The following is a 26,080-nucleotide window of genomic DNA, read 5'->3' on the forward strand; positions in this document are numbered from 1 at the left end:
TGTATTGTCTTATTAAATCTTCGGAAATGTAACCGTAAAAATGGTTCCTTTGCCTTGTTGAGATGTAAAGGTAATATTTCCTTTATAAGTTTCAACAATATTTTTAACCATAGCTAGTCCTAGTCCCATTCCGCTGGTTTTTGTGGTAAATTTGGGTTCAAAGATTTTACTTTCATTTTCTTCGGAAATACCAACTCCGTTATCTTTTACAGTTAGTTTTACCATCTCATTTTCTAATGATACTCTGACTTCAATTAACGGATCAATTTTGTCTTCTGGGATAGCTTGAATTCCGTTTTTAACCAAATTGGTAACAACACGTATCAATTGCGTACGATCAAAATTTGCCATGATGGTATCATCTTCAGAAGAAAATCGTATATAATCTTCGCTAAAAATATCTAAGCCTAATTTAACAATGTTTGACACATTAAGTGTTTCATTTTGTTGAGCTGGCATCTTAGCAAAATTGGAAAAGGCAGAAGCTATAGAACTCATGGTGTCTATTTGCTGAATAAGCGTTTGACTATATTCATCTACTTTTTGATGGATATGTTCATCTTCGGGATTAAATTTTCGCTGAAAGCTCTGAACACTCAATCGCATAGGAGTTAAGGGGTTTTTAATCTCGTGAGCAACCTGCTTAGCCATTTCTCGCCATGCTTGCTCTCGTTCGCTTGTCGCTAACTTTACTGCGCTTTCCTCTAGCTCATCAATCATACTATTATAAGAATTGACTAAGGTTGATATTTCTTCACTGGATGATGTGATATCAATTCTTTTATTACGTTTTTCTAAACGCGTTTCATTAATCTTATCGGAAATTGTTTTTAAGGTTCGGGTAATATACTTTGATAATAAAAAAGCTAAGATTATGGCAATTAGCATCATAAATAAATACGCATAACCCAAACGTTCTAAAAACTCGTTAAGCTCTTTATTTAAGAAATCGTCATTTTCTAAATACGGTAAATTTAATATCGCTAATGGCTTAGATTTGGTATCGTATAAATAGGAATAGGACGACTGAAATGTTTCACCGTTTTTCTGATTTTTCACAACATACCGATGTTCGGCCGTATTAGAAATTTCATTTAAAACATCGGTCTCTATACATCTTGAGATTGAATCGTTTGCAAAACTAGCTTTCGACGTAATTAAAAGCGTGCCATCGGTATTATATAGGTTAATTCTTAAACTATGTATTTCAGCAATTCTATAAATTTCATCTTTAAAAATAAGAGGCACTTTATCTGTTTCAACAGGATAAGTTGTTTCTCTAATCACATAGTTAATATCACTAATTATGGCTTTTTCTTTGCGCTCTAAACGCTCTTTGTGATAATCAATTGCTTCTTCGTTATATTGATATATGGTCACACCTGCTATAAGTATAGATGCAATGAGCACCAATAATATCATAGCAATGAAAATGCGGACTCTTAAAGACAATTTATTTAATCTCATCTTAATTTTTGTAGTTCCTTAAATGTATCAATAATTGAGCCATTATCAAGCATCAGGGTTTTTACGTCTAATATTTTTATACCATTTAAAACCTAACATCAGTAAAATTCCAAGGGCCAAAATTCCTATAACTCCAAACACCCAATTGATGGCACTTTTCAGAATAACTAAAAACACCACTGCAAACAAAATAAAAGTAGCACCTTCGTTCCATAACCTCATAAAATTTGATGTTTTATTTACCTCATCCCGTTGCAATTGCTTATAAAACTGATGTGTTTTTAAATGATATAAAATTAGCAAAACAACAAAGGTTAACTTCACATGCATCCATGGTAGCTTTAACAACACTGGGTTTAAAACCAATAACCAAACAGCAAAAAAAGTGGCTAGTATTGCCGAAGGCCAAGTGATGATATTCCATAAGCGTTTCGCCATTAATTTAAGTTGCCTCCCAAGAATTTCTTTTTCAGGCGATGGTTTTTGAAATGCTTCTATTTGATATACAAACAACCTAGGAATATAGAACAAACCTGCAAACCAGGTAATAATAAAAATAAGATGTAGTGCTTTTATATAATTGTAATACTCCATTAATCTTCTACAAATAAATAGTTTAAATTTTTAGCATTGAAATCTTTATTAAACTGACTAATTCGGTCTGCAATCATCCCATTAAATACATTTAACTGCTCATTGATTTTAGCCGTCAATTCATCTTTAACAGCAATATCTTGATCTGTTGGCGGAAAATCTCCCATACTAACTAATGAATTTAAGTGCCCTAATTTATTGGTTAATCTAATTGGAAAATTCAATGGGTCTTGACCACTTCTGTTTTTCGTTTGATACAAGGCTTCTTCTATTTTGGTAAAGTCCTCTTTGAGACTTTTTGCATCTTCTAACAACTGTTTTAAGTTGTCATTGTCTTTATATTGGGTTTCAAAAGCCGTGAGTTGTTTATTGATAGTTCTAATTTTCTTTATGGATTTGTGAGCATTATCCATAGTTGCATTAACATCTTTAATAAATTCAAACTGCTTTTGCATATCGGCTTGCGTACTTTCTGCTCTCGGATCGGCAAGAATATTAAATGATTGTGATGTTGATTCCCCATTCACATTTAAATGTACTTTATAGGTTCCAGGAATAGCCTTAGGACCACTTAAACTTGCCCACCAGAGAATCATGCCATCGAGTTTTTCGGCACCATCATAAGTCATATTCCAAACAAATTGATTCATCCCTTTCTTCACCTCTAACTTATCTTTCTTTTTGTTTTTTGAAGAGAACGTTTTAATGGTATCGCCTTTAGTATCGAAATAAGTTAAGGATACTTCATCAGTTTCGGCATCATAATTTTTTAAGTTAAAATAAGTCATCACACCATTAGGATGATTAGTTCCTGCGGTTTTACTGCCTTGTCTATAACCACCATCCATACGATACGTGTCTTTAGGCTTAAAAAGTTGAGACGCTTCAGAATTAGAACCATACAACTGATGTAAAACGGTCAAATCATCAATAATCCAAAGGCTTCGTCCTTGAGTAGCTACGATCAAATTATTGTCTTTTAAAGCTAAATCTGTAATTGGTACAATTGGAAGATTTAACTGAAACGGCTTCCAGGTTTTACCATCATTAAATGAGATATACATGCCTGTTTCTGTTCCTGCATACAGCAAGCCTTTCTTTTTCGGGTCTTCACGAAGTACTCTTGTAAAATGCTCGGGATCAATGCCGTCAGTAATCTTCTTCCAGGTTTTACCATAATCGGTCGTTTTATATAAATATGGCGCAAAATCTCCTGTTTTATATTTAGTCCCAGCCACATAGCAGGTTCCTGCATCAAAAGCACTTGGTTCAATACTATTAATCATCATCCACTCTGGCATTCCTTTAGGTGTTACATTCTCCCAGTTTTTTCCGCCATCTCTGGTAACATGAACTAATCCGTCGTCACTTCCAACCCAAAGTAATCCTTCAGTAATTGGTGATTCCTGAGCAGCAAAAATGGTACAGTAATACTCCACAGATGTATTATCTTGAGTGATTGGTCCACCTGATGATTTTAACTTTTCAGGAGCGTTCCTGGTTAAATCCGGACTCACAATCTCCCAGGATTGCCCTTCATTTTCGGTCACATGTACATGTTGTGAAAAGGTATACATACGATCTGGGTTGTGTTTTGAAAATATAATAGGAAAATTCCACTGAAAACGATATTTCATACCTTCGGCACCATGACCCATCGGGTTATCTGGCCAAACATTGATAGCTCTAATTGTTCCGCGTTTGTGATTAACTCGTGTTAAAAATCCGTCATAACTTCCACCATACACAATATCATTATCTTCGGGATCGATAGCAATATGAGCCGACTCTCCTCCTGCTGTACTTTCCCAATCGTCTTCGGTAATTGAACGTCCGTCAGTTCTATGCGGAATTCTAACTGTTGAATTATCCTGCTGTGCCGCATAAATACGATAAGGGAAATGATTATCTGTAGTCACCCGATAAAACTGAGATGTAGGCTGATTGTGATAAGTACTCCAGGTTTCACCTCCATCATATGTAACTTGAGCTCCACCATCATCTCCAATAATCATTCGGTTGGGATCTTCTGGAGCAATCCATAAATCGTGATGATCGCCATGAGGCGCATTGTAAGTTTCAAATGACTTTCCACCATCGGTACTTTTATGATAACGTACATTTAAGACATATACCACATCGACATCTTTAGTATCAGCATAAACCCGTGTATAATACCAGGCACGCTGACGCAATTTTCGTTCGCTATTGACTTGATTCCAGGTTTCGCCACCATCATCACTTCTGTATAAACCGCCTTTATCTTTATGTTCAACGATTGCCCAAACCCGTTGATTATTCACTGGAGAAACCGTTACACCAATAATACCGAGTGTGCCTTCCGGAAAGCCTTTTTTGGTTGAAATTTCGGTCCAGGTTTCACCTTTATCTGTACTTTTCCACAGTGCAGAACCTTCACCTCCTGAACTTAAACTATAAGGTGTACGTTGCACACGCCAGGTTGAAGCATATAAAATTCTTGGGTTTGTTGGGTCAATCAATAAATCGACAACACCAGCCTGTTCATTAGCAAATAGAGTTTTCTTCCAGGTTTTCCCACCATCAATACTTTTATAAACACCTCTGTCTGTAGTGGGCTTATAGATGTTTCCTAAAACAGCAGCATAAACGATATTGTGGTTCGTTGGATCGACCGAAATTCGCGGTACGTGACGTGAATTTTTCAATCCAGAAGACGTCCATGTTTTTCCGGCATCGACACTTTTCCAAATGCCATAACCAGAAGATACATTACCACGAACCGTTTTTTCTCCGCCGCCAACATACATCACATTAGGATCGCTTTTTGAAACTGTAATAGCACCAATACTTCCGCCGAAAAATCCATCAGAAATATTGTCCCAGCTTCGTCCGCCATCTTGTGTTTTCCAAATGCCTCCACCAGTTGAACCAAAATAATACAGGTTTGGTTTGTTAGGCACACCTGTTACAGCAGCACTTCGTCCGCCACGAAAAGGGCCGAGAAGGCGATACTCTAAAGCATCATATTGGGATTCATCAAAAGATTGGGCGTCGAGTTGTGTTACATTTCCGAAGAGAAACACACACAAGAATAAGGTAATTAGTCGCATTGTTTGGATGGTTTTAATGATAGCTTAAAAATAAGCATAAAAAAATACTATGCTACAGACTTATTTAATTTTAACTTCACTTCACGACGCAAGAAGAAAGCCGTAACGAGTGTTGACAGTACATCTGATATTGGAAACGACATCCAAATACCGAGTTCACCAAAAAATAGAGGCAGTATATACATCAGCGGAATAAAGAAAATAGCTTGTCTTGTTAAGGTTAAAAGTAAAGCAGGTAAAGCCTTACCAACCGCCTGAAAATAAGCTGCTCCTATAAGTTGCAAAGCGACAATAGGAACTGCAGCAAAGGCCCATCGCATATTGTTTGGTGTCACCTTAACAACATCCATATCGGTTGTAAACCATTTAGTAATCACTTCTGGAAAAACCATCAAACCAATAAATACAATCGCACCCAAAAGTGTGGCGTATTTTATAGCCGTAAAAATAACTTCTTTAACACGGTCAAATTGTTGAGCACCATAATTATAGCCTGCAATTGGAATAAATCCTTGGGTGATACCAAATACAGGAAATAGCGCAAACATCATCATTCTACCAACAATGGCATAAGCCGTTACTGAAGTTTCACCTCCAAAATTGAATAAGGCATTGTTAACGAGTAAGAAGGTCACACTTACTACAGCTTGTCTTGCTAATGTTACGAAGCCCAAAGATCCTATTTCGGAAACTATCGTTTTATTTAATTTGAAATGTGATAGGTTGATTTTTAATTCGGAGTTTTTCGACAAAAAGTACCATAGAATAAACAGAAACGACACAATATAAGAGCCTGTGGTTGCCCATGCTGCTCCTTCCATTCCCATGTCTAACACGTTGATAAAGATGTAGTCGAAAAGTAAATTTCCGATGGATGGAATCAACATGGCGTACATTGCAAATTTAGGATTGCCTTCAGCTCGAATCACATTATTACCCATCATGACGAATCCTAAAACAGGCACACCATAAAGAATGATCTCATAATAGATTTTTGCCGGATCGAAGATGTTCCCTTTTCCTCCAAAAGCAGGAATAAGTGTATCCACAAAATAGAGTCCGAAAACCGCAAACGAAATTGTAAATAAAAATGTAAGCGTGATTTGGTTTCCGAATGTTTTTAAAGCTTTTGGTTTGTTGTCTGCACCTAAAGCTCGAGAAATAATAGATGAACCTCCAACACCAATTGCCATTCCTAGAGCGGCAATAAAAAAGGACACTGGAAGCACCACATTAATGGCAGCTATAGCTGTAGCACCAATCCATTGACCCACAAAAATGGTGTCAACTAAAATATTGAGCGACATGACTAAAATCCCTATAGACGCTGGAACCGCCTGCTTAATTAAAAGTTGCCCTATGGGTTGCGTTCCTAAATCTTTAGAGGAGGTTTTTGCCATTATGCTTCAATACTTGTAGAAGTTGCCCATTCGTTAATCCATTTTGATAGTAAATCAACAAATGCTTTATCGTCATTTAAGCATGGAACCGTTGTAAAATCTTGTCCGCCCATTTCATGGAAAATTTCTTCCCCTTCCATTGCGATTTCTTCAAGTGTTTCTAAGCAGTCGCTAACAAATGCTGGTGTGACTATCGCCATTTTTTTAATACCTTCTTTTCCTAAACGTTCAATGGTTCGGTCGGTGTAAGGTTGTAACCATGGGTCAAATCCTAAACGCGATTGAAAGGACGTTGAAAAGGTGCCTTCTTTTAAATTGAGTTTTTCACCAACAAGACGTGTGACTTCCAAACATTGGTGTCTGTAGCAAAATTCGTGAGCTGGTGATGGCGTAGCACAACAACTACCATCAATTTTGCAATGTGATTTAGTGATATCACTTTTTCTAATATGACGCTCAGGAACACCATGATAAGAGAATAATAAATGCTCATAATCTTTCCCTTCTAAATGTCGAGCGATAGAATTTGAAAGCACTTCGATATAATCTGTATTGTTGTAAAACGCTTTTAAATCCTGAATTTTTAACTGCGGAAAATGGGCTTGTCGAATCTCTTCAGCCAGGACTAAAATAGTCTCGGTAGTAGCCATTGCAAACTGCGGATACAACGGAATTAAAAACACCTCATCAACGCCTTTATCGACCAATTCCTGAAGTCCTTTTTTAATAGTCATACTTCCGTAGCGCATTGCTAGAGCAACAGGAAAATCTACCTGTTCTTGAATTTTATCTTGTAGCCTTTCAGAAAGCACAATAAGCGGAGACCCTTCGTCCCACCATATTTTTTTATACGCAGCTGCAGATGCTTTTGGTCGTGTGTTTAAAATAATTCCTTTAACCAAGAGCGTTCTTGCCCAAAGCGGGACATCGATAACGCGTTCATCCATTAAAAATTCACCTAAATATTTTTTGACATCTTTAGGCTCAGGACTATCTGGCGATCCTAAATTGACGAGTAAAACTCCTTTCATGTATGTCTTTTATTTTAGCAGTTTTGAAATAATACTTTGAGTGCTACTAGTTACTTCTTTAGTAAATCTGTTCTGATCTTTTCAGGAACAATTGTATCTACTAATTGTTTCATAGCGTCATCATTTCCAATAAATTTCCAATCCTTATATTTTGGATCTTTAATAGCAAACATGCTAGAATCCATATTGACAACCAATGACATTGTTTTAAAATCTGAAGTCACATTATCAGCACCAAATTGAGAATCCATAGTAGCTTTCATAAAGTCTAAAAAGCCTTTTCTATCCTCCTCAGGTTTATCTTTTTCAGACACAAATGTCATTCGCATTTTACTGTTATAGAATACAGCAGCGTAAGTTACACCTTCATATACTTTATTATCTGTAACACTCGTAACGTTGTTTGAAACAAACTCAATTGTCATATCCTTAGAGCTAAACATTTGTTCCATTCCAGCCTTCATTTGTTCTCTGGATGCGACTTCAAATACTTTTGGATACATATAATCTAAAACCCCATCAAAATTTTGATTGGTCATGTAGTCATAATACGTTTGGGCATGTTTTCTAATTTCTGCCTGAGATTGTGAGAAGCTTGACAGCGTAAATAATAAGCTAATTAATAGGGTTGTAAAAAGTTTCATATAAATGGTTTTGTTTTTGCAAAAATACGACAGTAATTGTTATGTTTAATGAGATTTACTATTCTTAGTATAAGTTTAACCCAAAGCCATCAAATACTTTTTAGGTGTTGTGCCATATTTCTTTTTAAATGCTGAAATGAAATGACTCGATGTACTGTAGCCAACTTTAAGTCCGACTTCATTAACATTATGGTTACCTGCTTCCAGGAGTTTTCTAGCGACTTCCATTTTATAATCGAACAAAAAACTGAATACAGAGTCACCATAAATTTGCTTAAAGCCTTCTTTGAGTTTTTTCAAACTCAGCCCAATTTCATCAGATAATTCCTGAAGTGTTGGCGGTTCGGCCATTCGAGCAATGATGATATCTTTTGCTTTGCGAATTTTAATCACATTAGTTTCATCAACTAAAAACGGACATTGCTCAATATCGGCATCTTCACTTCTGTTAAAATACAAACTTAAAAGCTCTAAGGCTTTACCTTTAAAGTAAAGGTGCTTGATAGACGAATTTAAATTATAGTTGATTAACTGATTTAAGGCAATCGCCATCGATGGTGTTATTTTTCCGTCTTTATAGTACTTTTTATCCTTGTTATCATCACTTAAAAAAGTGATATAATCTGCTTCTTGTGAAAATAACCCATGAAATTTTTTAATTGATACCAGTATCGACACCAACCAGGACTTAGCATGTACCTCCAAATGAATAGGTAAATCACGTTGCGGATTATATAACAACAACGAGTTTTCTTCTTCTATTTTAAGTCGGTAATTTCCATTATTGAAAATAAATTCACTCGATCCTTTAATACAGAAGTGAAATTGAATAAACCGACTATCAATCTCACGTTCAACAGTTTGCACCTCGTCCGTTTCATTTTGATAAGTCAGCACAAAAAACCCATCGTCTAATTTTGTTTCATTAAACGAACCGCTAGCGATGTTTTTTAAGCCAGAATCTTCCGAATTATTTTTAATGTTATTTAGATTCATTCTAAACAAAAATGATTTAAAGTGTTGATTTTACTACAAAAATATGACATTTATCATAGTATCAGAAGAAATGCCAATAAAAAACCAGAAACGATACTTAAAGTTCTTCTAGCGTTGTTTTTTATCCATTGACCTTACTATTTTTGTTCTCGTAATTTTCCAAATCAGGTATGGAGCACTACAATACGTCAAAAGGCACTACATTTTACGCGATTGGTCTCAGCTATAAAAAAGCCGATGCCGAAATACGTGGTCATTTTAGTTTGGACGATACAGCAAAACTTGCGGTATTAGAACAAGCTAAACAAAATGGTATTGAGAGCATTGTAGTAACTTCAACATGTAACAGAACTGAAATTTACGGATTTGCTGAACATCCTTTTCAACTCATTCAATTGCTTTGTGATAATACGGTAGGAACTGTTGAAGAGTTTCAACGTGTGGCTTATGTGTATAAAAACAAAGATGCTGTTTCACATATGTTTCGTGTAGGCTCAGGATTAGATAGTCAAATTCTTGGTGACTTTGAGATTATAAGTCAGTTAAAAATTTGTGCAAGACTATCTAAAAAACACAACTTATTCAATCCGTTTTTTGAACGCTTAATCAATGCAGTGATTCAAGCTTCAAAACGTATCAAAACAGAAACCGAAATCTCATCTGGTGCAACATCAGTCTCTTTTGCGTCAGTGCAATACATTTTAAATACGATTGAAAACGTTTCTGAAAAAAACATTCTACTCTTTGGCACTGGTAAAATTGGAAGAAATACCTGTGAAAATTTAGTAAAGCATACCAAAAATGAGCACATCACATTAATCAACCGTACTAAAGATAAAGCTTTAGCCGTTGCTGGTAAATTTAATGTGCTGGTTAAAGATTATGCGAATCTTCAGGAAGAAATCAACACCTCTGACATCTTAATCGTTGCTACAGGCGCTCAAAATCCAACAGTAGATAAATTGTGTATTCAATCGTCAAAGCCTTTATTGATTTTAGATTTGTCCATTCCGAAGAACGTAAATCACAACGTTACCGAATTAGATAATGTAACTTTAGTACACCTTGATGATTTATCTCAAATTACTGATGAAACTTTAGAACGCAGAAAAGCCTATATTCCTGTTGCCGAAGCCATCATTGAAGACATTAAAGCCGATTTCAACGCTTGGCTAGCAACCCGAAAATTTGCACCAACTATAAAAGCGTTAAAACATAAATTAGCAGATTTTGCTACTGCCGAATTAGATACACAACGCAAAAAAATGAGTGATTTCAATGAGGTGCAAGCCGAAGTGATTAGCAATAACATCATACAGAAAATTACCAATCACTTTGCACATCATTTAAAAGGCGATGATGTTTCTACAGATGAAAGCCTCGAACTCATAAAAAAAGTGTTTCAACTAGAAGCTACAAAAGACAATGTCTAAACTCATAAGAATTGGAACTCGCGATAGCGAATTAGCGCTATGGCAAGCCAAAACCGTACAATCACAACTCGAACATTTAGGTCACAAAACACAACTCGTTCCTGTTAAATCTACAGGAGACATTGTACTTGATAAACCTATTTACGAGTTGGGTATTACTGGCGTATTTACTAAAACATTAGATATCGCATTGCTCAATGGCGAGATTGATATTGCTGTACATTCGTTAAAAGATGTCCCAACTTTATTACCTAAAGGTATTGTTCAGGCGGCCGTTTTAAAACGCGGAAATGTTAGAGATTGTTTAGTATTTAAAAGTAACGAAGAGTTTTTATCACAACGTGATGCTGTGATTGCAACCGGAAGCTTACGTCGTAGAGCACAATGGCTTAATCGTTATCCAACACATACTATCGTTGGTTTGCGTGGCAATGTAAATTCACGTTTACAAAAATTAGAAGACAACGACTGGAATGGCGCTATTTTCGCTGCAGCGGGTTTAGGTCGCCTCAATATGAAGCCTGAAGAAAGCTTTAATTTAGAGTGGATGATTCCTGCGCCTGCCCAAGGAGCCGTTATGATTGCAGCGCTTGAAAATGATGAAGAAATACGTACAATTTGCAAAGAGATTAATCATGAAGACACTCAAATTGCAACATCTATAGAACGTGAATTCTTAAATCGCTTAGAAGGTGGATGCTCAGCACCAATTGGCGCTTTAGCTTTTGTAAAAGAGGAAGAAGTCCATTTTCAAGGCATCTTATTAAGTCTTGATGGAAGTAAAAAAATAGAAGTCCAACGTACTGTCGCTTTAGGTAAACACGATGAACTCGCTCAGTTTTGTTCCGATTTTATAATCGAGCGTGGCGGAAAGCGCTTAATGGACGATTTAAAAAAATCATCTCAGGAGGTTAGTATATTTTCGACCAAAACCTTAACCGATGATCAAAAACAATTGTTTCATGATGCTGTGGTTTCTGATAGTACCGATTTTATAAAAATCAGCCTCAATCGTATGACGCATAAAGTCTTACGACCAATGCCAAAAAATGTAATCATTACCAGCAAAAATGCTGTTGAGGCCTTGCTAACCAACTTTGCACCTCAAGAATTACAATTTGAAAACATCTATTGTGTAGGCCGACGAACCAAGCGATTGGTAGAACGTAAAATAGGTCCTGTAAAACATACCGAAAACAACGCTAAAGCCTTAGCCGAATATTTAGTAGACTATATTGAAGGGACTCAAGTCACCTATTTCTGTAGCGATATTCGTTTAGATGAATTGCCTGAAATTTTAAAAGACAATCAAATTGAAGTCAATGAAGTAACCGCTTATGAGACTAAGTATGATGCTGTTAAAATTAAAGACACGGTTAAAGGGGTTATGTTTTATAGTCCGTCAACAGTTCAAAGCTACAAACAGGAAAATGAAAATGATGATATTACTGCATTTTGCATAGGAGAAACTACTGCAAAAGAAGCCCGCAGACATTTTAAAGATGTTAGAATTGCTAAAGTTCCAACGGTAGAAAGTGTCATCGCGCTGGTCAACCAGTATTTTGAATAACGAAGCGTCAAGCTGAATCAAGTTCAGCATTTTAAAGGAATAAAAAACAATGATAAAAAACGATTTATTTTTAAGAGCACTAAAAGGCGAAACCGTTGAGCGTCCACCAGTTTGGATGATGCGTCAAGCAGGACGTTACCTTCCAGAATTTATGGAAATCAAAGCAAAGTATGACTTTTTCACACGTTGCCAAACGCCTGAGCTTGCCAGTGAAATTACTGTACAACCGATTCGTCGTTACGGGATGGATGCCGCTATTTTATTCAGCGATATTTTGGTCATTCCACAAGCCATGAATATTGAAGTCCAGATGAAACCTAATTTCGGACCTTATTTACCAAATCCGGTTCGCACTCAAAAAGACGTCGACAAAGTTATTGTTCCCGATGTTAAAGAAGCTTTAAACTATGTGTATCAAGCCATTAAGGCGACTAAGGAAAAATTAAACGACGAGATTCCGTTAATCGGATTTGCAGGTTCGCCGTGGACGATTTTATGTTACTGCGTGCAAGGTCAAGGCTCTAAAAATTTTGATAAAGCCAAAGAGTTTTGCTTTACAAACCCTGTGGCGGCACATCAATTATTGCAAAAAATCACCGATACTACCATTGCTTATTTAAAAGAAAAAGTAAAAGCAGGATGTAATGCTGTTCAGGTGTTCGATTCTTGGGGAGGCATGTTATCACCTGTTGATTATCAGGAGTTTTCATGGCAGTACATTCAACAAATTATTGATGCGTTAAAAGCCGATGCGCCTGTGATTGCCTTCGGAAAAGGCTGCTGGTTTGCATTAGACACCATGGCAAAATCTGGTGCTTCTGCTTTGGGTGTCGACTGGACTTGCTCTGCCAAAAACGCACGCTATTTAACTGGCGGAAACATTACTTTACAAGGTAATTTTGACCCGACACGTTTGTTTTCTCCGCCTTCAGACATTAAAAAAATGGTCCACCAGATGATTGATGATTTTGGTAAAGACAGATATATTGTAAATTTAGGTCATGGTATTTTACCTAATATTCCGTTAGATCACGCGAAGGCGTTTATTGATGCTGTAAAAGAATATAGGGCATAAGTTGCGTTGGGCGTTACCTAAAGGTCGCGCTCTCACCAGTCGCTATCAAAGATGAGCTCCAACAAAGGCTCCATCGCTAACGCAAAATTGAGATACAATGGTTACTTTAGTCCTAATTTAAAACAGACGTAATTAAAGTGTTATGATAAAAAATATTCTAAAAGGCATCCAGGCGTATTCAGGTGCTTTGGCATTAATTTCAAAATTAAAGCTTTGGAAATACTTTTTTATTCCTATCATCATTAGTATCATCACTGCAACTATAATTGGATTTACAGCCTATGGTTTATCAGATAATCTTGGTCGATTTCTGGCAAAGGTCTGGATTTGGGATTGGGGAAAAGACACCTTTACATCTGTAACAAGTGTTATTGGAGGCATTATCATAATCGCTATTGGTTTGATTCTCTACAAACACATTATAATGGCATTGTCTGCGCCATTTATGAGTCCAGTATCCGAAAAAATAGAAGCTCATCTCACAGGTATAGAAAAACACCATCACAGAAACACCTCGTTTAAAGAGCAACTCTGGAGAGGGATTAGAATCAATATGCGAAATTTAGGCAAAGAACTTCTAATCACACTCCCTATTTTACTCTTAAAATTTATTCCCGTAATCAATATTTTTTCTACGGTCTTATTGTTTTTGATTCAGGCGTATTATGCAGGTTTTGGTAATATGGATTATACACTAGAACGCCATTTTAAATACAGAGAAAGTATTCAGTTTGTGAGAAAATACAGAGGAGTTGCGATTGGAAATGGTATCGTATTTATGCTCTTTTTATTAATTCCGGTTATAGGCGTAATTTTAGTATTACCAATGAGTGTCACAGCAGCATCCTTAAAAACGGTAAATCTGCTTAAAGACGACCAACTGTTAGGAGGTCATAAAACCTTAGTGTAAAATGATACAGTTCGACGGTTTTGAAATCAACCCTATCCACAGTGGTGATGCCTGGAAAATCTGTGACTTTATGGTGGCCAATGCCGATCGCTTAAAACGCTATTTCCCAAAAACCTTAGAACAAAATTTAAACCCGACGCTCTCTCAATTTTTTGTTGAAAAAAAAGTCAAAGCCTTTGAAAACAAGTCTGAGTTTTTATTCACTCTAAAAAAAACGGAAACACGTGAACTTGCCGGACTCATATACATCAAAGAAATCGATTTGGACAATAAGCAGGGAGAATTTGCCTATTGCATTGGGTATCCTTTTGAAGGGCAAGGCTTAACATCAAAATCAATAGAAGTTTTATTGCAATATGCCTTTGAAACCATAGGTTTAAATACGCTTCAAATCATTGTACATAAAGACAATATACCAAGCGTTAGAGTTGCTAAAAAGAATGCTTTTAAATGGCAAAAAACATTAGATAAAAGTTTTACTCCTCCTGGAGAAATAGCTCTGGATATGGAACTATACGAATTATATAAAAATGAAAGATAAATTTTTCAACTACATACACGACTTACAAGATACCATCACTTCAAAGCTGGAAGCCATTGATGGTAAAGCGACATTTCAAGAAGATCTCTGGAAACGTCCTGAAGGTGGTGGTGGAAGAACACGTGTCATAGAAAATGGTGCTGTTTTTGAAAAAGGTGGTGTTAATATTTCTGGGGTTCATGGAAAACTTCCTGAGTCTATGCAAGCCTATTTTGGTGTTAAGGATGCCGATTTTTTTGCCTGCGGACTAAGTCTTGTTCTGCATCCTAAAAACCCAATGGTGCCAACTGTTCACGCCAACTGGCGCTATTTTGAAATGTATGATCAAAAAGGTAATATTGTAGATCAATGGTTTGGTGGCGGACAAGATTTAACGCCTTATTATCTGTTTGAAGACGATGCGACACATTTTCACCAAACTTGCAAAACTGCTTGCGATAAACACCATCCAGAATTTTATCAAAATTATAAAGCGCGTTGTGACGACTATTTTTACAACGCTCACAGAAATGAAGGTCGTGGTGTTGGTGGTTTGTTTTTCGACTATTGCAAACAAACAGATGCGATGAACATGCAAAACTGGTACGACTTTGTCACCGAAGTTGGTAACAGTTTTTTAGAGGCCTATGTGCCCATTGTTGAAAAAAGAAAAGGTTTAGACTACACCAAAGCGCAACGGGATTGGCAGGAAATTAGACGTGGTCGCTATGTAGAGTTTAATCTCGTTCATGATAAAGGCACGCTTTTCGGATTAAAAACCAACGGTCGTATTGAAAGTATTTTGATGAGTTTACCACCTCATGTCCAATGGGTTTATGACCATCACCCAGAAAAAGGCAGCGACGAAGAAAAATTAATAAACGTATTACAAAACCCTATTGATTGGGTTTAAGACATTAAAAAATATACTACTATGTTTCCACTTAGACGAAACCGAAGATTAAGAACCAACGAAGCGATTAGAAGCTTAGTTCGTGAGACCATTATTACACCTAATGATTTTCTTGTGCCACTTTTTGTCGTTGAAGGAAAAGGCGTTAAACAAGAAATTCCATCGATGCCAAACTATTATCGCTTTAGCCTTGATTTATTAGAACACGAAGTCAAAGAGTTATGGGCACTAGGTTTAAAATCGGTGTTACTCTTCGTAAAAGTACCAGACCAATTAAAAGACAATAAAGGCACTGAAGCTTTAAATCCTGACGGACTCATGCAACGCGCCATAAAAACCGTAAAAAATGTGTGTCCACAAATGTTAGTCATGACCGATGTGGCACTTGATCCTTATTCGTCATATGGTCATGATGGTATTATTCAAAACGGCATTATAGTCAACGACGATACCGTTGATGTCTTAGCAGAAATGAGCCTATCTCATGCTCAGGCTGGTGCCGATTTTGTCGCACCAAGCGATATGATGGATGGTCGTATTTTAGCTATACGAGAAGCCTTAGAAGATGATGGATTTACCGATACTGGAATTATGAGCTATTCGGCTAAATATGCCTCAGCATTTTATGGTCCGTTTCGTGATGCTTTAGACTCTGCGCCTGCAGATGTGAAAGATATTCCGAAGGATAAAAAAACCTATCAGATGGATTTTGCCAACCGTTTTGAAGCTTTAAAAGAAACTGAAATGGATATCGATGAAGGTGCTGATATTGTGATGGTAAAACCAGGTTTATGCTATTTAGATATTGTTAGAGAAATTAAAAATGAAGTTGATGTTCCTGTGGCTGTTTATCAGGTTTCCGGAGAATATGCGATGCTTAAAGCTGCCGCCGAAAAAGGCTGGTTAGACCATGACGCTGTGATGTTTGAACAAGTTACTGCGATTAAACGTGCTGGTGCTGATATAATTGCGAGTTACTTTGCCAAAGATGTTGTAAAATTATTATCGTAAATTCGCAATACTAAAACTAAAATCAATCCATGGGATTACTCATTTTCTACGCACTTATTTCAATTTTCTTTTCATTCTTATGCTCTATCTTAGAAGCTGTACTTCTAAGCATAACGCCTACATTTCTCAACTTAAAGAAAAGTGAAGGTAAAGCCTATGCCGAAGACTTAGAACTACTAAAAAAGGATGTTGATCGCCCACTTATTGCGATTCTGACTCTAAATACAATCGCACATACTGTGGGAGCGATTTTAGTTGGTGTACAAGCTAAAGTGGCTTATGCAGAACTCTACGGAACCACCTCAAGAAGTATTTTTGGTATTAAATTCACAGAAGACTTAATGGTTGGTGTCGTATCAACAATCATGACAATTCTTATTTTAGTGGCTTCGGAAATTATTCCGAAAACCATCGGTGCTACTTACTGGAAACAACTAGCCAATTTCACAACCAAAGCTCTAAATGTTTTAATCTTTCCGTTAAAATGGACTGGAATTCTTTGGATTCTTCAACTTACAACGAAGTTAATTGGCGGTAAAGGTCATGGCAGTGTGCTAAGCCGAGAAGGATTTTTAGTTATGGCAGATATGGCTCATGAAGAAGGCGTATTTCAGGAAAATGAAAGTAAAATTATTAAAAACTTACTCACCTTTAAAGAGGTCTTTGCCAAAGATATTATGACTCCAAGAACAGTCATGAAAGCTGAAGACGAAACGACAACCGTTGAGGATTTCTTCAAAAAGAACATGAACCTTCGTTTTTCACGAATTCCTATTTATTCTGATAACCCAGATAATATCAAAGGCCTGGTATTAAAAGATGAGATTTTTAAGGAAATGGCTTTGGATAATGGGACTAAAAAACTATCAGAATTAAAACGTCATATTATTGTTGTGGATCGCAACTTAGCGATTCCAAAATTATTCGAACAATTGGTAGAAACTCGTAATCATATGGCACTTGTGGTTGATGAATATGGTTCAGTAAGTGGTTTAGTAACTATGGAAGATGTGATAGAAACCTTACTTGGGTTAGAAATTATGGATGAAAGTGACAATGTCACAGATCTTCAATATATGGCTAGAAAAAGCTGGGAATCACGAGCTAAAAAATTAGGAATTCTAGACGATAACGCTTCCGAAGACAACAACCAATAATGGAAACTTGCATCATCAATTCGCCTCTTGGTTTTACCAAAATTATTGGTGATAAAGATGGTATTACGCAAGTTACTGTTCTAAATTCTGAAGAAAAGGAAACGGATATTATTCCTGACGAACTGGAAGATTGCGCTATTCAGCTACAGGAATATTTTGAAGGTTCACGTACAAAATTTGATTTAAAATTAAATCCGCAAGGCACTGAATTTCAAAAATTAATCTGGACACTTCTTGAGGAGATTCCCTACGGAAAAACGGTTTCGTATTTACAATTATCAAAACGGCTGGGTGATGTCAAAGCGATTAGAGCTGTTGCTAATGCTAATGGTAAAAATCCATTGTGGATTATAATACCTTGTCATCGTGTTATTGGTAGTGACGGAAGCCTTACAGGATATGCTGGAGGACTACACAGAAAACAGTGGTTGCTGGAACATGAAAGCCCTTATAAACAACAATCTTTATTTTAATGTATAGGTACTTAAGTCAAGTATTAAAACGTTTTGTTAAGCCTTCAACTTTATTTAAATATGGCTTCAACTGGTCGCCCATGTATAGGCGAACCACTGCTAAATTAATTGAAGTTAGTGACGATTTACACAAGGTGGTCATCACGATGAAACCACAGTGGAAAAATCGCAATTTTGTAGGTTCTATATTTGGAGGAAGCATGTTATCGGCTACCGACCCAATTTACATGATCCAGCTTATACAAATCTTAGGTGATGATTATGTTGTTTGGGATAAATATGTTGAAGCACGCTATAAAAGACCTGCTAAAAGCAAAATATTTGGTGTGTTTATATTTTCCGAAGAGGATATTAAACAAATAAAACAAGATGTAGCTCTAAACCATGAAATTGATCTTGTTAAAACGATGAGTCTCGTGGATAGCAACCAAAATAATATTGCTACTTTTAAGAAAACAATTTATATCGCAGACAAGCAATTTTACAAGGAAAAGTTAAAACAACGTCGTACATAAATACAATGAAATACAAATGAAATTTTTAAAAAAATTCTTCAAATGGACATTAGGCATTATCGCCTTATTGGTGTTACTCTTATATATTTTTGATTACGGTTATATCTTAAGAGGTGTGCGTGTGGTCTATTTTACAGGACATGACACAGCATTTATCGATGACTACCCGTATTTTGAAAACGATACCATTAACAAAGGAGCCACTACAGATGAATGGGCTAATCATAAAAATTATAATACCGTAACACCAACACCAGCCTTAGAAAAAGCAAATCAAGATTGGGGAACTATAGCCTATGTGATTATTAAAAACGATAGTATTTGGTTTGAAACTTATTATGATGGTTTTGATGATACATCAAAAACCAATTCATTTTCTATGGCAAAAAGTTATACCTCAGGCTTATTAGGTAAAGCAATTATGGATGGTTATATCGAGAGTTTGGACCAACCGCTTAGTGATTTTTTCCCGGAATACAGCTATGCAAAAACTACTGTGGGAGATTTGTCGTCTATGGCATCAGGATTAGATTGGGTAGAGCATTATACGAGTCCGTTTTCAGTAACAGCCAGAGCAAATTATGATGATGATTTAGCTGAAACCATTTTAAATCAAAAGGTCGTAAAAACTCCTGGAGTTGCATTTGAATATTTGAGTGGCAGCACCCAATTATTGGGAATGGTCATCGAAAAAGCAACAGGAAAAACACTTTCTAATTATCTCTCTGAAAGCTTCTGGAAACCTTTAGGATCGTCGGAAGATGCACTTTGGCAGTTAGATGACGAAGACAACAGACTGGCTAAAGCATTTTGTTGTATCGCTAGTAATGCTAAAGATTTTGCCCGATTTGGAAAGTTGTATAAAGATCATGGACAATGGAACGGACAACAATTATTAGATTCTGCATTTGTAGCAAAATCCATTACACCGCGATTTCCTGAAAGTCCAGAATATGGATATGGATGGTGGCTTAAAGACGTTGGAGACAAAAGTTTTTTTATGATGCGAGGACACTTAGGGCAATACGTTATTGTTGAGCCGGATGACAATGTTATTATCGTTAGATTAGGACATCGAAAATCTCCAGATAACAATACACATACATTTAGTAACGATATTTCTTTGTATATTGAAGAAGCTTACAAGATGTTAGGCACACCTATCAATTAAATATAAATCTCTAAACATTAGAATGACTTAAAACCTTTTTCACTCATGATTTCGAAATTACATATAGAAAATATTCTATTTTTAGATATTGAAACGGTTCCTGAAACCGAATATTATTCTGAATTGGATGACACCAAACAGCAACTTTGGGAACATAAATCACAGTACCAGAGGCGTGACGAATATACTGCTGAAGCGTTTTACGAGCGTGCAGGAATTTGGGCTGAGTTTGGTAAAATCATCTGTATTTCGGTTGGTTATTTTAAAATGGAAGGCGACATCAGAACGTTTAGAGTTACTTCGTTTTATGGTGATGAAGTCAAAATCCTGAAGGACTTTAAAAACCTGTTATTGACTCATTTCAGTTCAAATAAACATTTGCTTTGCGCACATAACGGTAAAGAATTTGATTTCCCATACATAGCCAGACGTATGATCATTCACAATATTGAATTACCATATAAGTTAAATCTCTTCGGAAAAAAACCTTGGGAAGTTCCTCACCTGGATACCTTAGAACTTTGGAAATTTGGCGACTATAAAACCTACACCTCTCTAAAATTACTGACTAATGTATTAGGCATTCCTTCTCCAAAAGATGATATTGATGGCAGTGAAGTATATCGCGTGTATTATAAAGATCAAGAAATTGACCGCATTATCACCTATTGCGAAAAAGACACCATCGCTGTTGCTCAAATTTTCTTAAGATTACGTAGCGACGACTTATTACATGATAATGAAATTATTCATGTATAGAACCAAAACTTTAACTCTAGTTAATGACAACTTTTTGAGTTTTCTTTTGAACACTATTCTTTAATGCCACAATATAAGCGCCTCTTGCCGCAGATGACACATCAATACGATGTATAGTCTGAGTACTGTCTAAAGTTATGTGTTTAACCAGTCGTCCCTGAATGTCGTAGATGCTTAGATCTGTATCCTCAATCAACTGCCCTTTGATATACACAACTTTTGTATTAGTACTTGTATAGATCTCAATAGTGTTGTCTTCAGTAGAAACTGTACTTAAAGTGTCTTCGTTAAATCGTAAAAAGTATCTTCCTATATTACTTAAGTCCTCATTTAATGTTATGGTATAATCACTATTATTTAATAAGGTAAAAGTATTATTCACACTGTCTTCTAAATAGACTTCTATATTTTCTGGTAATGTGCTTTCAGAAATACTAATGGTTAATTGCTGACCTTGAGCTATATGAACACCTAACGGAATCACAGCGTTAGATAAAGCATCAAACCCAAGAGATTGAATTGCCATATCAATACCATTATTATCTTCTAATAGGTGAGAATACAAAGCGAAATTTGAAGGCGCCTGGTCTCCAAAGACGCTAGAATCATAGTTAAAGTCCATTCCGTTAGAAGCATTATTGGTAAAGTAGAAATCTGTTTTATAAACGCCTTGCGTAGTATGACTTAACTCTAATTGTAGATGAACAATACTTGAACTTCCGTCTTGTCTGCCTAGTATAAAATCATCTGAACTTCCTATACTTCGCATTGTTGGTGTAAAACTTATCAAGCCGCTATTAGTTGCAGAGGCTACTAAAAATCCTTGACCTGGTGTGATAATAGCATTGGGATTAGCATCAGAATAAGCCTGATTCCATATTTCCCATCCATTAGAAGCGTTGCCATCATAACCATAGATTCCTGCACTTTGAGTATCAAACTGTGAACTATTTACTGAAAGAAAATCGGAAAGCTTTATATACGACGGATACGGATTTCCTACTAAATTCCATTCTGGATTATTAGGTCCATTATTAACTATAGGTAGACTTAATGCTCTAGTAGTAACTAATCCATCAAATGTAAAGGTACTTGCATCTGTAGATGCTGATCTGTAACCAATCCCAGCATACATAGGTGCTGTTTCAGTAGCTGAATACAATACATAAGTATCTGTAATTTTATCAAATGGTCCGAATAAATATAACGTGTTACCCGTATTACTTACAATATTAGGATTAGCTTGCCTGAAATTTAAAAACGATTCCCCAAATACTGGTGGTGCAATAAGGTCATTGCCTCCAGTACTAGCTGTCGTGTTTACATGACGTTTGTACTGCACATTTCCGATAACAAAATTGTTGACAATCAAACTTGCATATTCATTAGAATCGGATTCTAAAATAACATTGTCATTAGTAATTAAATTACCATTAACCGATAATGACTTTGCTTTTTCAATAATTATTCCTGCGCCAGTATTAACTCTTATATCATTGATTTGAATATCGTCAGTAACTGTATATGTTCCATCTAAAACAATGGCATTATCAGTTCCTGTTAATGCTGATGGTGCATATGGCGTCCAAGCGCTATTTGTGTAAATTAAATCTCCTGAACCAATAAGTTTTACCGTATAGTCTTCTACTTCACCCCAGGTGAATTCTTCACAAGAGGTAGGAATCCCATTATACTTTAAAGACACACGCATTCTTGTATCTGTTTCAGTAGCACTTAACGGAATAGTAAAATTACCACTAATAGGTGTATTGGTCGTAGGTGCTTGAGAAAACACAAGTTCACCTGAGTCTTCAAAATCACCATCTTTATTATAATCAATCCAAACAGCATAACCTTCAGAATAAATCGTGCCTGTCCAAGTAGGTGTTATAGTAATCGTATACTGGTTGCCTTTTCTCAAAGTCGTTGATATATTGGTAAAATCAGAATAAAACTGAGCATCTGAAGAATTATCTATAGTGTTTAATTGTACACGGCTAATATATTCATCATCAACATTCTCACTTTCAGAAACACAATAACTTAAAACTTCCGGTAATGTCAATATTGCCACTTCATTGCTATCTTCTGACTCGTTTCCTGCAGCGTCTTTAGCTATCACTTTAAATACGTAAATCGTTTCAGGAGTTAAGCTTGTAACTTGATAATTTGTCGTTGGGACATTCGCAATAAGCGTTCCATCCTGATACACATCATAAGTCACTACACCTAGGTTATCGGTTGATGCTTCCCATGCTAAATCTACTGTAGTATCAGTAACATTGCTTGCTAATAGATTTAATGGTGTTGTAGGACTTTCTGTATCTGGCGCGAGAGTCGTAATAGAAACCGTATTACTTTGAGGAGAGCTGTTTCCAGCAGCATCTTTGGCAATAACATAAAAATCATAGTTGGTTAAAGGGCTAAGTCCTGTAACTTGATAAGAAGTCGTTGGTATTGTAGCTATCAATACGCCGTCTTGATAAATTTCATACTCAGTAACAGCAATATTATCAGTTGAGGCATCCCAACTTAAGTCTACAGAATTAGCAGTGATATTAGCAGCTGTTAAATTTGTTGGTTCAGTAGGCGCTTCAGTATCTGGAATAGCTGCTTCGGTAAAACTCCCTGTAAAAACACCTCTTCCGTAGGTAGAAGCAATGACCTGATTCGTTGTATCATCACCGCTCACATCCCAGTAATCTAACGACGTTACGCTCACATCACTCATACCGTTATAAGACTGAGTCCATGACGGATTAGCAGTATCAAAATCTATAGTTTGCCAAACACCTAACTGGGTTGCAACAATAGCTTCGTTAGGACTTAAAGGATTCAAAAGAAAGTCTCTCACAGGTATATTAGGAAGATCTCCTTCTTTACTTACCCAGTTTTGACCTTCATCATCAGAATACCAAATGCTTGTTACCCCATAATTATGAATGGTAACAATTAAATCTTCAAAGGTTTCACCAAATCTAACTGAAGACACAGAGCCCACGAAAGGCGTTGTAATTGTTGTCCACGTCGCGGAAGAATTAGTCACATTAGTTAACCTTAATAAGCCTCCATTTGCTGTCCCGACATACCATGTATTTGCGGCAAAAGGTGATGCTCTAAAAGCGGTTGGTTTTGATGTTAAATTCGTAGCATTAGAAAGTGTACCACTAGATGCATTGTTAACATTAATACTTCGAATAGAATAAGACGTACCCGAAGAATTGTTCGACAATAATCGATTAGCATCATCATCATAACCCATTTGATTCACAAAATCTCCAGTCGTTTGACTATTAGCTAAAGACGTGGCACCTCCATTAATTCGGCTCACACCATCCCATGGTAGATCAAATCTGTAGATAACATTAAATACGTAAGTGGCAATCATATAATCACCATCTTTATCTACAAAGGTGTAAAAACCATCACCATCACTTAATTCTTCAGAAGAATTTATACCAGGCGATGTGTTTCCGTCTCTAAAAGCCTGAGTCCCGTTATCTTGTGCGCCAGCAGAAAAAATACCATTGGTGTCACCTGTTCCGTCAGGACCTATTCCTGCTTTAACAAATTGCGTGACATTATAACCGTTGTTTCTGGTGCTAATCGTTCCTCCTGCATTACTCGAATAAGATATACCACCATCATGCCCAAAAAGCATAGCTGTTGAAGAGTTATTTCCAAATGCAATAGAATGCTGATCAGCGTGAACAAATTGATAACCAAAACCACCATACCAATGCGAAAGCTGTGTATATGTTGTTCCTCCATTAGTTGTTTTAAACAAATCGATTCCTCCTACATAAAATGTATCATCATCGGCAGGATCAGCTTCGATTACTAAATCGTAAAATGCTTGTCCGCGACAAAAGTCATTTGCGGCTATATTGGTATCGGCATCGTTAGGTAAATTTAATGAGGTAATACTTCCAAAAGCATTTGTAGTTTCGTAAATATGAACAGGAGAACTATTACCTTCTGTTAATGCATAAATTTTATTAGCATTAGTTGCAGAACACTCCAACTCTACTCTATCTGAATCGGTTAATGGAGACGCTGCAGCTTCTGTCCATGTACTTCCGTTAGTAGAACTAAATACACGGCCTCCACCTTCTCCAATAGCAGAACTAATTGTCCCTACCCATATTCTATTATCTGCACCAACTTCAAAATCGTTTGGAATATAATAATATGTTTCTCCGCCAAAAGAATGTTGCATATTAGCAGATTCTATTCTATTCCAATTAGCACCACCATCTGTAGAACGATAAATTCCTGAAGATTGTAAACCCAGCCAATTATTGGGATTAGCTGCGTCACCATATATATGAGCACCAACTGCCACGAAAAGTTCGGTAGATGTTCCATTATCCCATGCTAAAATATCATTGACGTAATAAATACCTGATAGGAATAAGTTTGCAGCACTAAAGTTAATATCTCCACTATCTGCTGGTGGGATATTTATGGCGTTCCATGTTGTACCACCATCTGTAGTAACATAAACTCCATTACCTACAACATCACCTGCGGTGTATTGTTCTCCTGTACCAACATACCATATATTAGAATTTCTTGGGTCTACGGTTATTGAAGTTACTGATAGATTGCCAGGTACATTATCTACTCTTGCCCAGGTTGAAGCAGCACTACTAATGTTAGTGTTTTTCCATAGTCCACCACTAACACCACCTGCATAAACCGTATTATTTGTCAAATCATTAGGGTCAAACATAATAACACGGGTTCTTCCTCCAACATTGTCGGGTCCTCTTTCTACCCAAGCATTATCTACACTACCCGGAGATCTAAACAAACCTCTTTGTTGCACCAATTGCTCACGTAATAACGATAACTCACCATCATCTAATCTACCCGTAGAAGGATTTAAAGTGAGCTCCCACATTTGCTCAAAATAGCGATTAGGCGGTAAACCATTCTGTTTACGTTTTTTCTTATCCCATGTTAGGGTATTTTTAAACGGACTATTATTTAAATAGGTTTTATGCTTTTCTCTTAATTCTTCAACGGAAAGTTGAGCTTCTATTTCAGTCTTTTCTGATTGAATATTAAATAAATAAAGGGCACCTACAGATAATACAGTTAGGCAAAAAACTATAGTGGGGTATAATTTTTTATTCATATGAGCTTGGGTTAATTTCTGAAAATAAATGATTCAGATGAAATTTTATAATGTGTTAAAACGCTGAAAATAATGAGTTTTGGTTAAAACTGAAGTACAATAAATAGTTTATTTGATTATCGGTATTAAAAATTAAGAATTACCTTACAAAAACCTTTCGATTACTTGCTATACTGACTCCTCATTTGATAAATTGAACTTGGGTT

Annotated in this window: 20 protein-coding genes; 12 read left to right on the forward strand and 8 right to left on the reverse strand. The window is 36.3% G+C overall.

What is annotated here, in order from left to right; genetic code table 11:
* Positions 1 to 12: 12 nt before the first annotated feature.
* The 7 genes from H7350_RS03015 to H7350_RS03045 all read right to left on the reverse strand — a co-directional run bounded on the left by H7350_RS03015 (position 13) and on the right by H7350_RS03045 (position 9,224).
* On the reverse strand, positions 13 to 1,467 hold the full coding sequence (locus tag H7350_RS03015; protein WP_204344389.1) for a sensor histidine kinase: 1,455 nt from the start codon (positions 1,465 to 1,467) through the stop codon (positions 13 to 15).
* A 45-nt stretch (positions 1,468 to 1,512) separates the two neighbouring features.
* Complete coding sequence (locus tag H7350_RS03020; protein ID WP_204344390.1) at positions 1,513 to 2,061, reverse strand: CopD family protein; 549 nt, start codon at positions 2,059 to 2,061, stop codon at positions 1,513 to 1,515.
* On the reverse strand, positions 2,061 to 5,153 hold the full coding sequence (locus H7350_RS03025) for a WD40/YVTN/BNR-like repeat-containing protein (RefSeq protein WP_204344391.1): 3,093 nt from the start codon (positions 5,151 to 5,153) through the stop codon (positions 2,061 to 2,063). The genes H7350_RS03020 and H7350_RS03025 overlap by 1 nt, the downstream gene beginning before the upstream one ends.
* Positions 5,154 to 5,200: 47 nt before the next feature.
* Positions 5,201 to 6,553 (reverse strand): MATE family efflux transporter, encoded by a 1,353-nt coding sequence (locus H7350_RS03030; RefSeq protein ID WP_204344392.1) that lies wholly within the window; start codon positions 6,551 to 6,553, stop codon positions 5,201 to 5,203.
* On the reverse strand, positions 6,553 to 7,584 hold the full coding sequence (gene hemH / locus H7350_RS03035) for a ferrochelatase (protein WP_204344393.1): 1,032 nt from the start codon (positions 7,582 to 7,584) through the stop codon (positions 6,553 to 6,555). The genes H7350_RS03030 and hemH overlap by 1 nt, the downstream gene beginning before the upstream one ends.
* 50 nt (positions 7,585 to 7,634) lie before the next feature.
* A complete protein-coding gene (locus H7350_RS03040; RefSeq protein ID WP_204344394.1) occupies positions 7,635 to 8,228 on the reverse strand; it encodes a hypothetical protein in 594 nt (197 codons plus the stop codon).
* Positions 8,229 to 8,303: 75 nt separating this feature from the next.
* On the reverse strand, positions 8,304 to 9,224 hold the full coding sequence (locus H7350_RS03045; RefSeq protein WP_204344395.1) for a helix-turn-helix transcriptional regulator: 921 nt from the start codon (positions 9,222 to 9,224) through the stop codon (positions 8,304 to 8,306).
* A 170-nt stretch (positions 9,225 to 9,394) separates the two neighbouring features.
* Between H7350_RS03045 and hemA the strand changes: the two genes are divergently transcribed.
* The 12 genes from hemA (at position 9,395) to H7350_RS03105 (ending at position 20,731) form a co-directional block, all read left to right on the forward strand.
* A complete protein-coding gene (gene hemA, locus H7350_RS03050; RefSeq protein WP_204344396.1) occupies positions 9,395 to 10,657 on the forward strand; it encodes a glutamyl-tRNA reductase in 1,263 nt (420 codons plus the stop codon).
* A complete protein-coding gene (gene hemC / locus H7350_RS03055; protein WP_204344397.1) occupies positions 10,650 to 12,227 on the forward strand; it encodes a hydroxymethylbilane synthase in 1,578 nt (525 codons plus the stop codon). Before hemA ends, hemC begins: the two co-directional genes overlap by 8 nt.
* A gap of 49 nt (positions 12,228 to 12,276) precedes the next feature.
* The gene (hemE, locus tag H7350_RS03060) at positions 12,277 to 13,302 is read left to right on the forward strand and encodes a uroporphyrinogen decarboxylase (protein ID WP_204344398.1); all 1,026 of its coding nucleotides are present in this window, start codon (positions 12,277 to 12,279) and stop codon (positions 13,300 to 13,302) included.
* A 142-nt stretch (positions 13,303 to 13,444) separates the two neighbouring features.
* Positions 13,445 to 14,212, forward strand: coding sequence for an EI24 domain-containing protein (locus H7350_RS03065; RefSeq protein ID WP_204344399.1), 768 nt, complete (start codon positions 13,445 to 13,447; stop codon positions 14,210 to 14,212).
* Between the two features lies 1 nt (position 14,213).
* A complete protein-coding gene (locus H7350_RS03070; RefSeq protein ID WP_204344400.1) occupies positions 14,214 to 14,753 on the forward strand; it encodes a GNAT family N-acetyltransferase in 540 nt (179 codons plus the stop codon).
* Entirely contained in the window at positions 14,743 to 15,645 is a 903-nt protein-coding gene (gene hemF, locus H7350_RS03075) for an oxygen-dependent coproporphyrinogen oxidase (RefSeq protein WP_204344401.1), read from the forward strand. The genes H7350_RS03070 and hemF overlap by 11 nt, the downstream gene beginning before the upstream one ends.
* A gap of 21 nt (positions 15,646 to 15,666) precedes the next feature.
* Positions 15,667 to 16,656: a porphobilinogen synthase gene (gene hemB / locus H7350_RS03080; RefSeq protein ID WP_204344402.1), complete on the forward strand. Its 990-nt coding sequence runs from the start codon at positions 15,667 to 15,669 to the stop codon at positions 16,654 to 16,656.
* A gap of 29 nt (positions 16,657 to 16,685) precedes the next feature.
* The gene (locus tag H7350_RS03085; protein WP_204344403.1) at positions 16,686 to 17,813 is read left to right on the forward strand and encodes a CNNM domain-containing protein; all 1,128 of its coding nucleotides are present in this window, start codon (positions 16,686 to 16,688) and stop codon (positions 17,811 to 17,813) included.
* Positions 17,813 to 18,286 (forward strand): methylated-DNA--[protein]-cysteine S-methyltransferase, encoded by a 474-nt coding sequence (locus H7350_RS03090; RefSeq protein WP_204344404.1) that lies wholly within the window; start codon positions 17,813 to 17,815, stop codon positions 18,284 to 18,286. Before H7350_RS03085 ends, H7350_RS03090 begins: the two co-directional genes overlap by 1 nt.
* Positions 18,286 to 18,801, forward strand: coding sequence for a DUF4442 domain-containing protein (locus H7350_RS03095; protein WP_204344405.1), 516 nt, complete (start codon positions 18,286 to 18,288; stop codon positions 18,799 to 18,801). The genes H7350_RS03090 and H7350_RS03095 overlap by 1 nt, the downstream gene beginning before the upstream one ends.
* A 16-nt stretch (positions 18,802 to 18,817) precedes the next feature.
* Positions 18,818 to 19,972 carry a serine hydrolase domain-containing protein gene (locus tag H7350_RS03100; protein ID WP_204344406.1) on the forward strand — a complete coding sequence of 385 codons (1,155 nt, stop codon included), beginning with the start codon at positions 18,818 to 18,820 and terminating at the stop codon, positions 19,970 to 19,972.
* Positions 19,973 to 20,017: 45 nt separating this feature from the next.
* The gene (locus tag H7350_RS03105; protein ID WP_204344407.1) at positions 20,018 to 20,731 is read left to right on the forward strand and encodes a 3'-5' exonuclease; all 714 of its coding nucleotides are present in this window, start codon (positions 20,018 to 20,020) and stop codon (positions 20,729 to 20,731) included.
* 16 nt (positions 20,732 to 20,747) lie between these two features.
* On the opposite strand, the gene H7350_RS03110 is transcribed toward H7350_RS03105, so the two are convergent.
* Entirely contained in the window at positions 20,748 to 25,874 is a 5,127-nt protein-coding gene (locus H7350_RS03110; protein WP_204344408.1) for a fibronectin type III domain-containing protein, read from the reverse strand.
* Between the last annotated feature and the right edge of the window lie 206 nt (positions 25,875 to 26,080).

Origin of the sequence: Psychroserpens algicola, assembly GCF_014526325.1 — a bacterium.
Taxonomy (GTDB): Bacteria; Bacteroidota; Bacteroidia; order Flavobacteriales; family Flavobacteriaceae; genus Psychroserpens; species Psychroserpens algicola.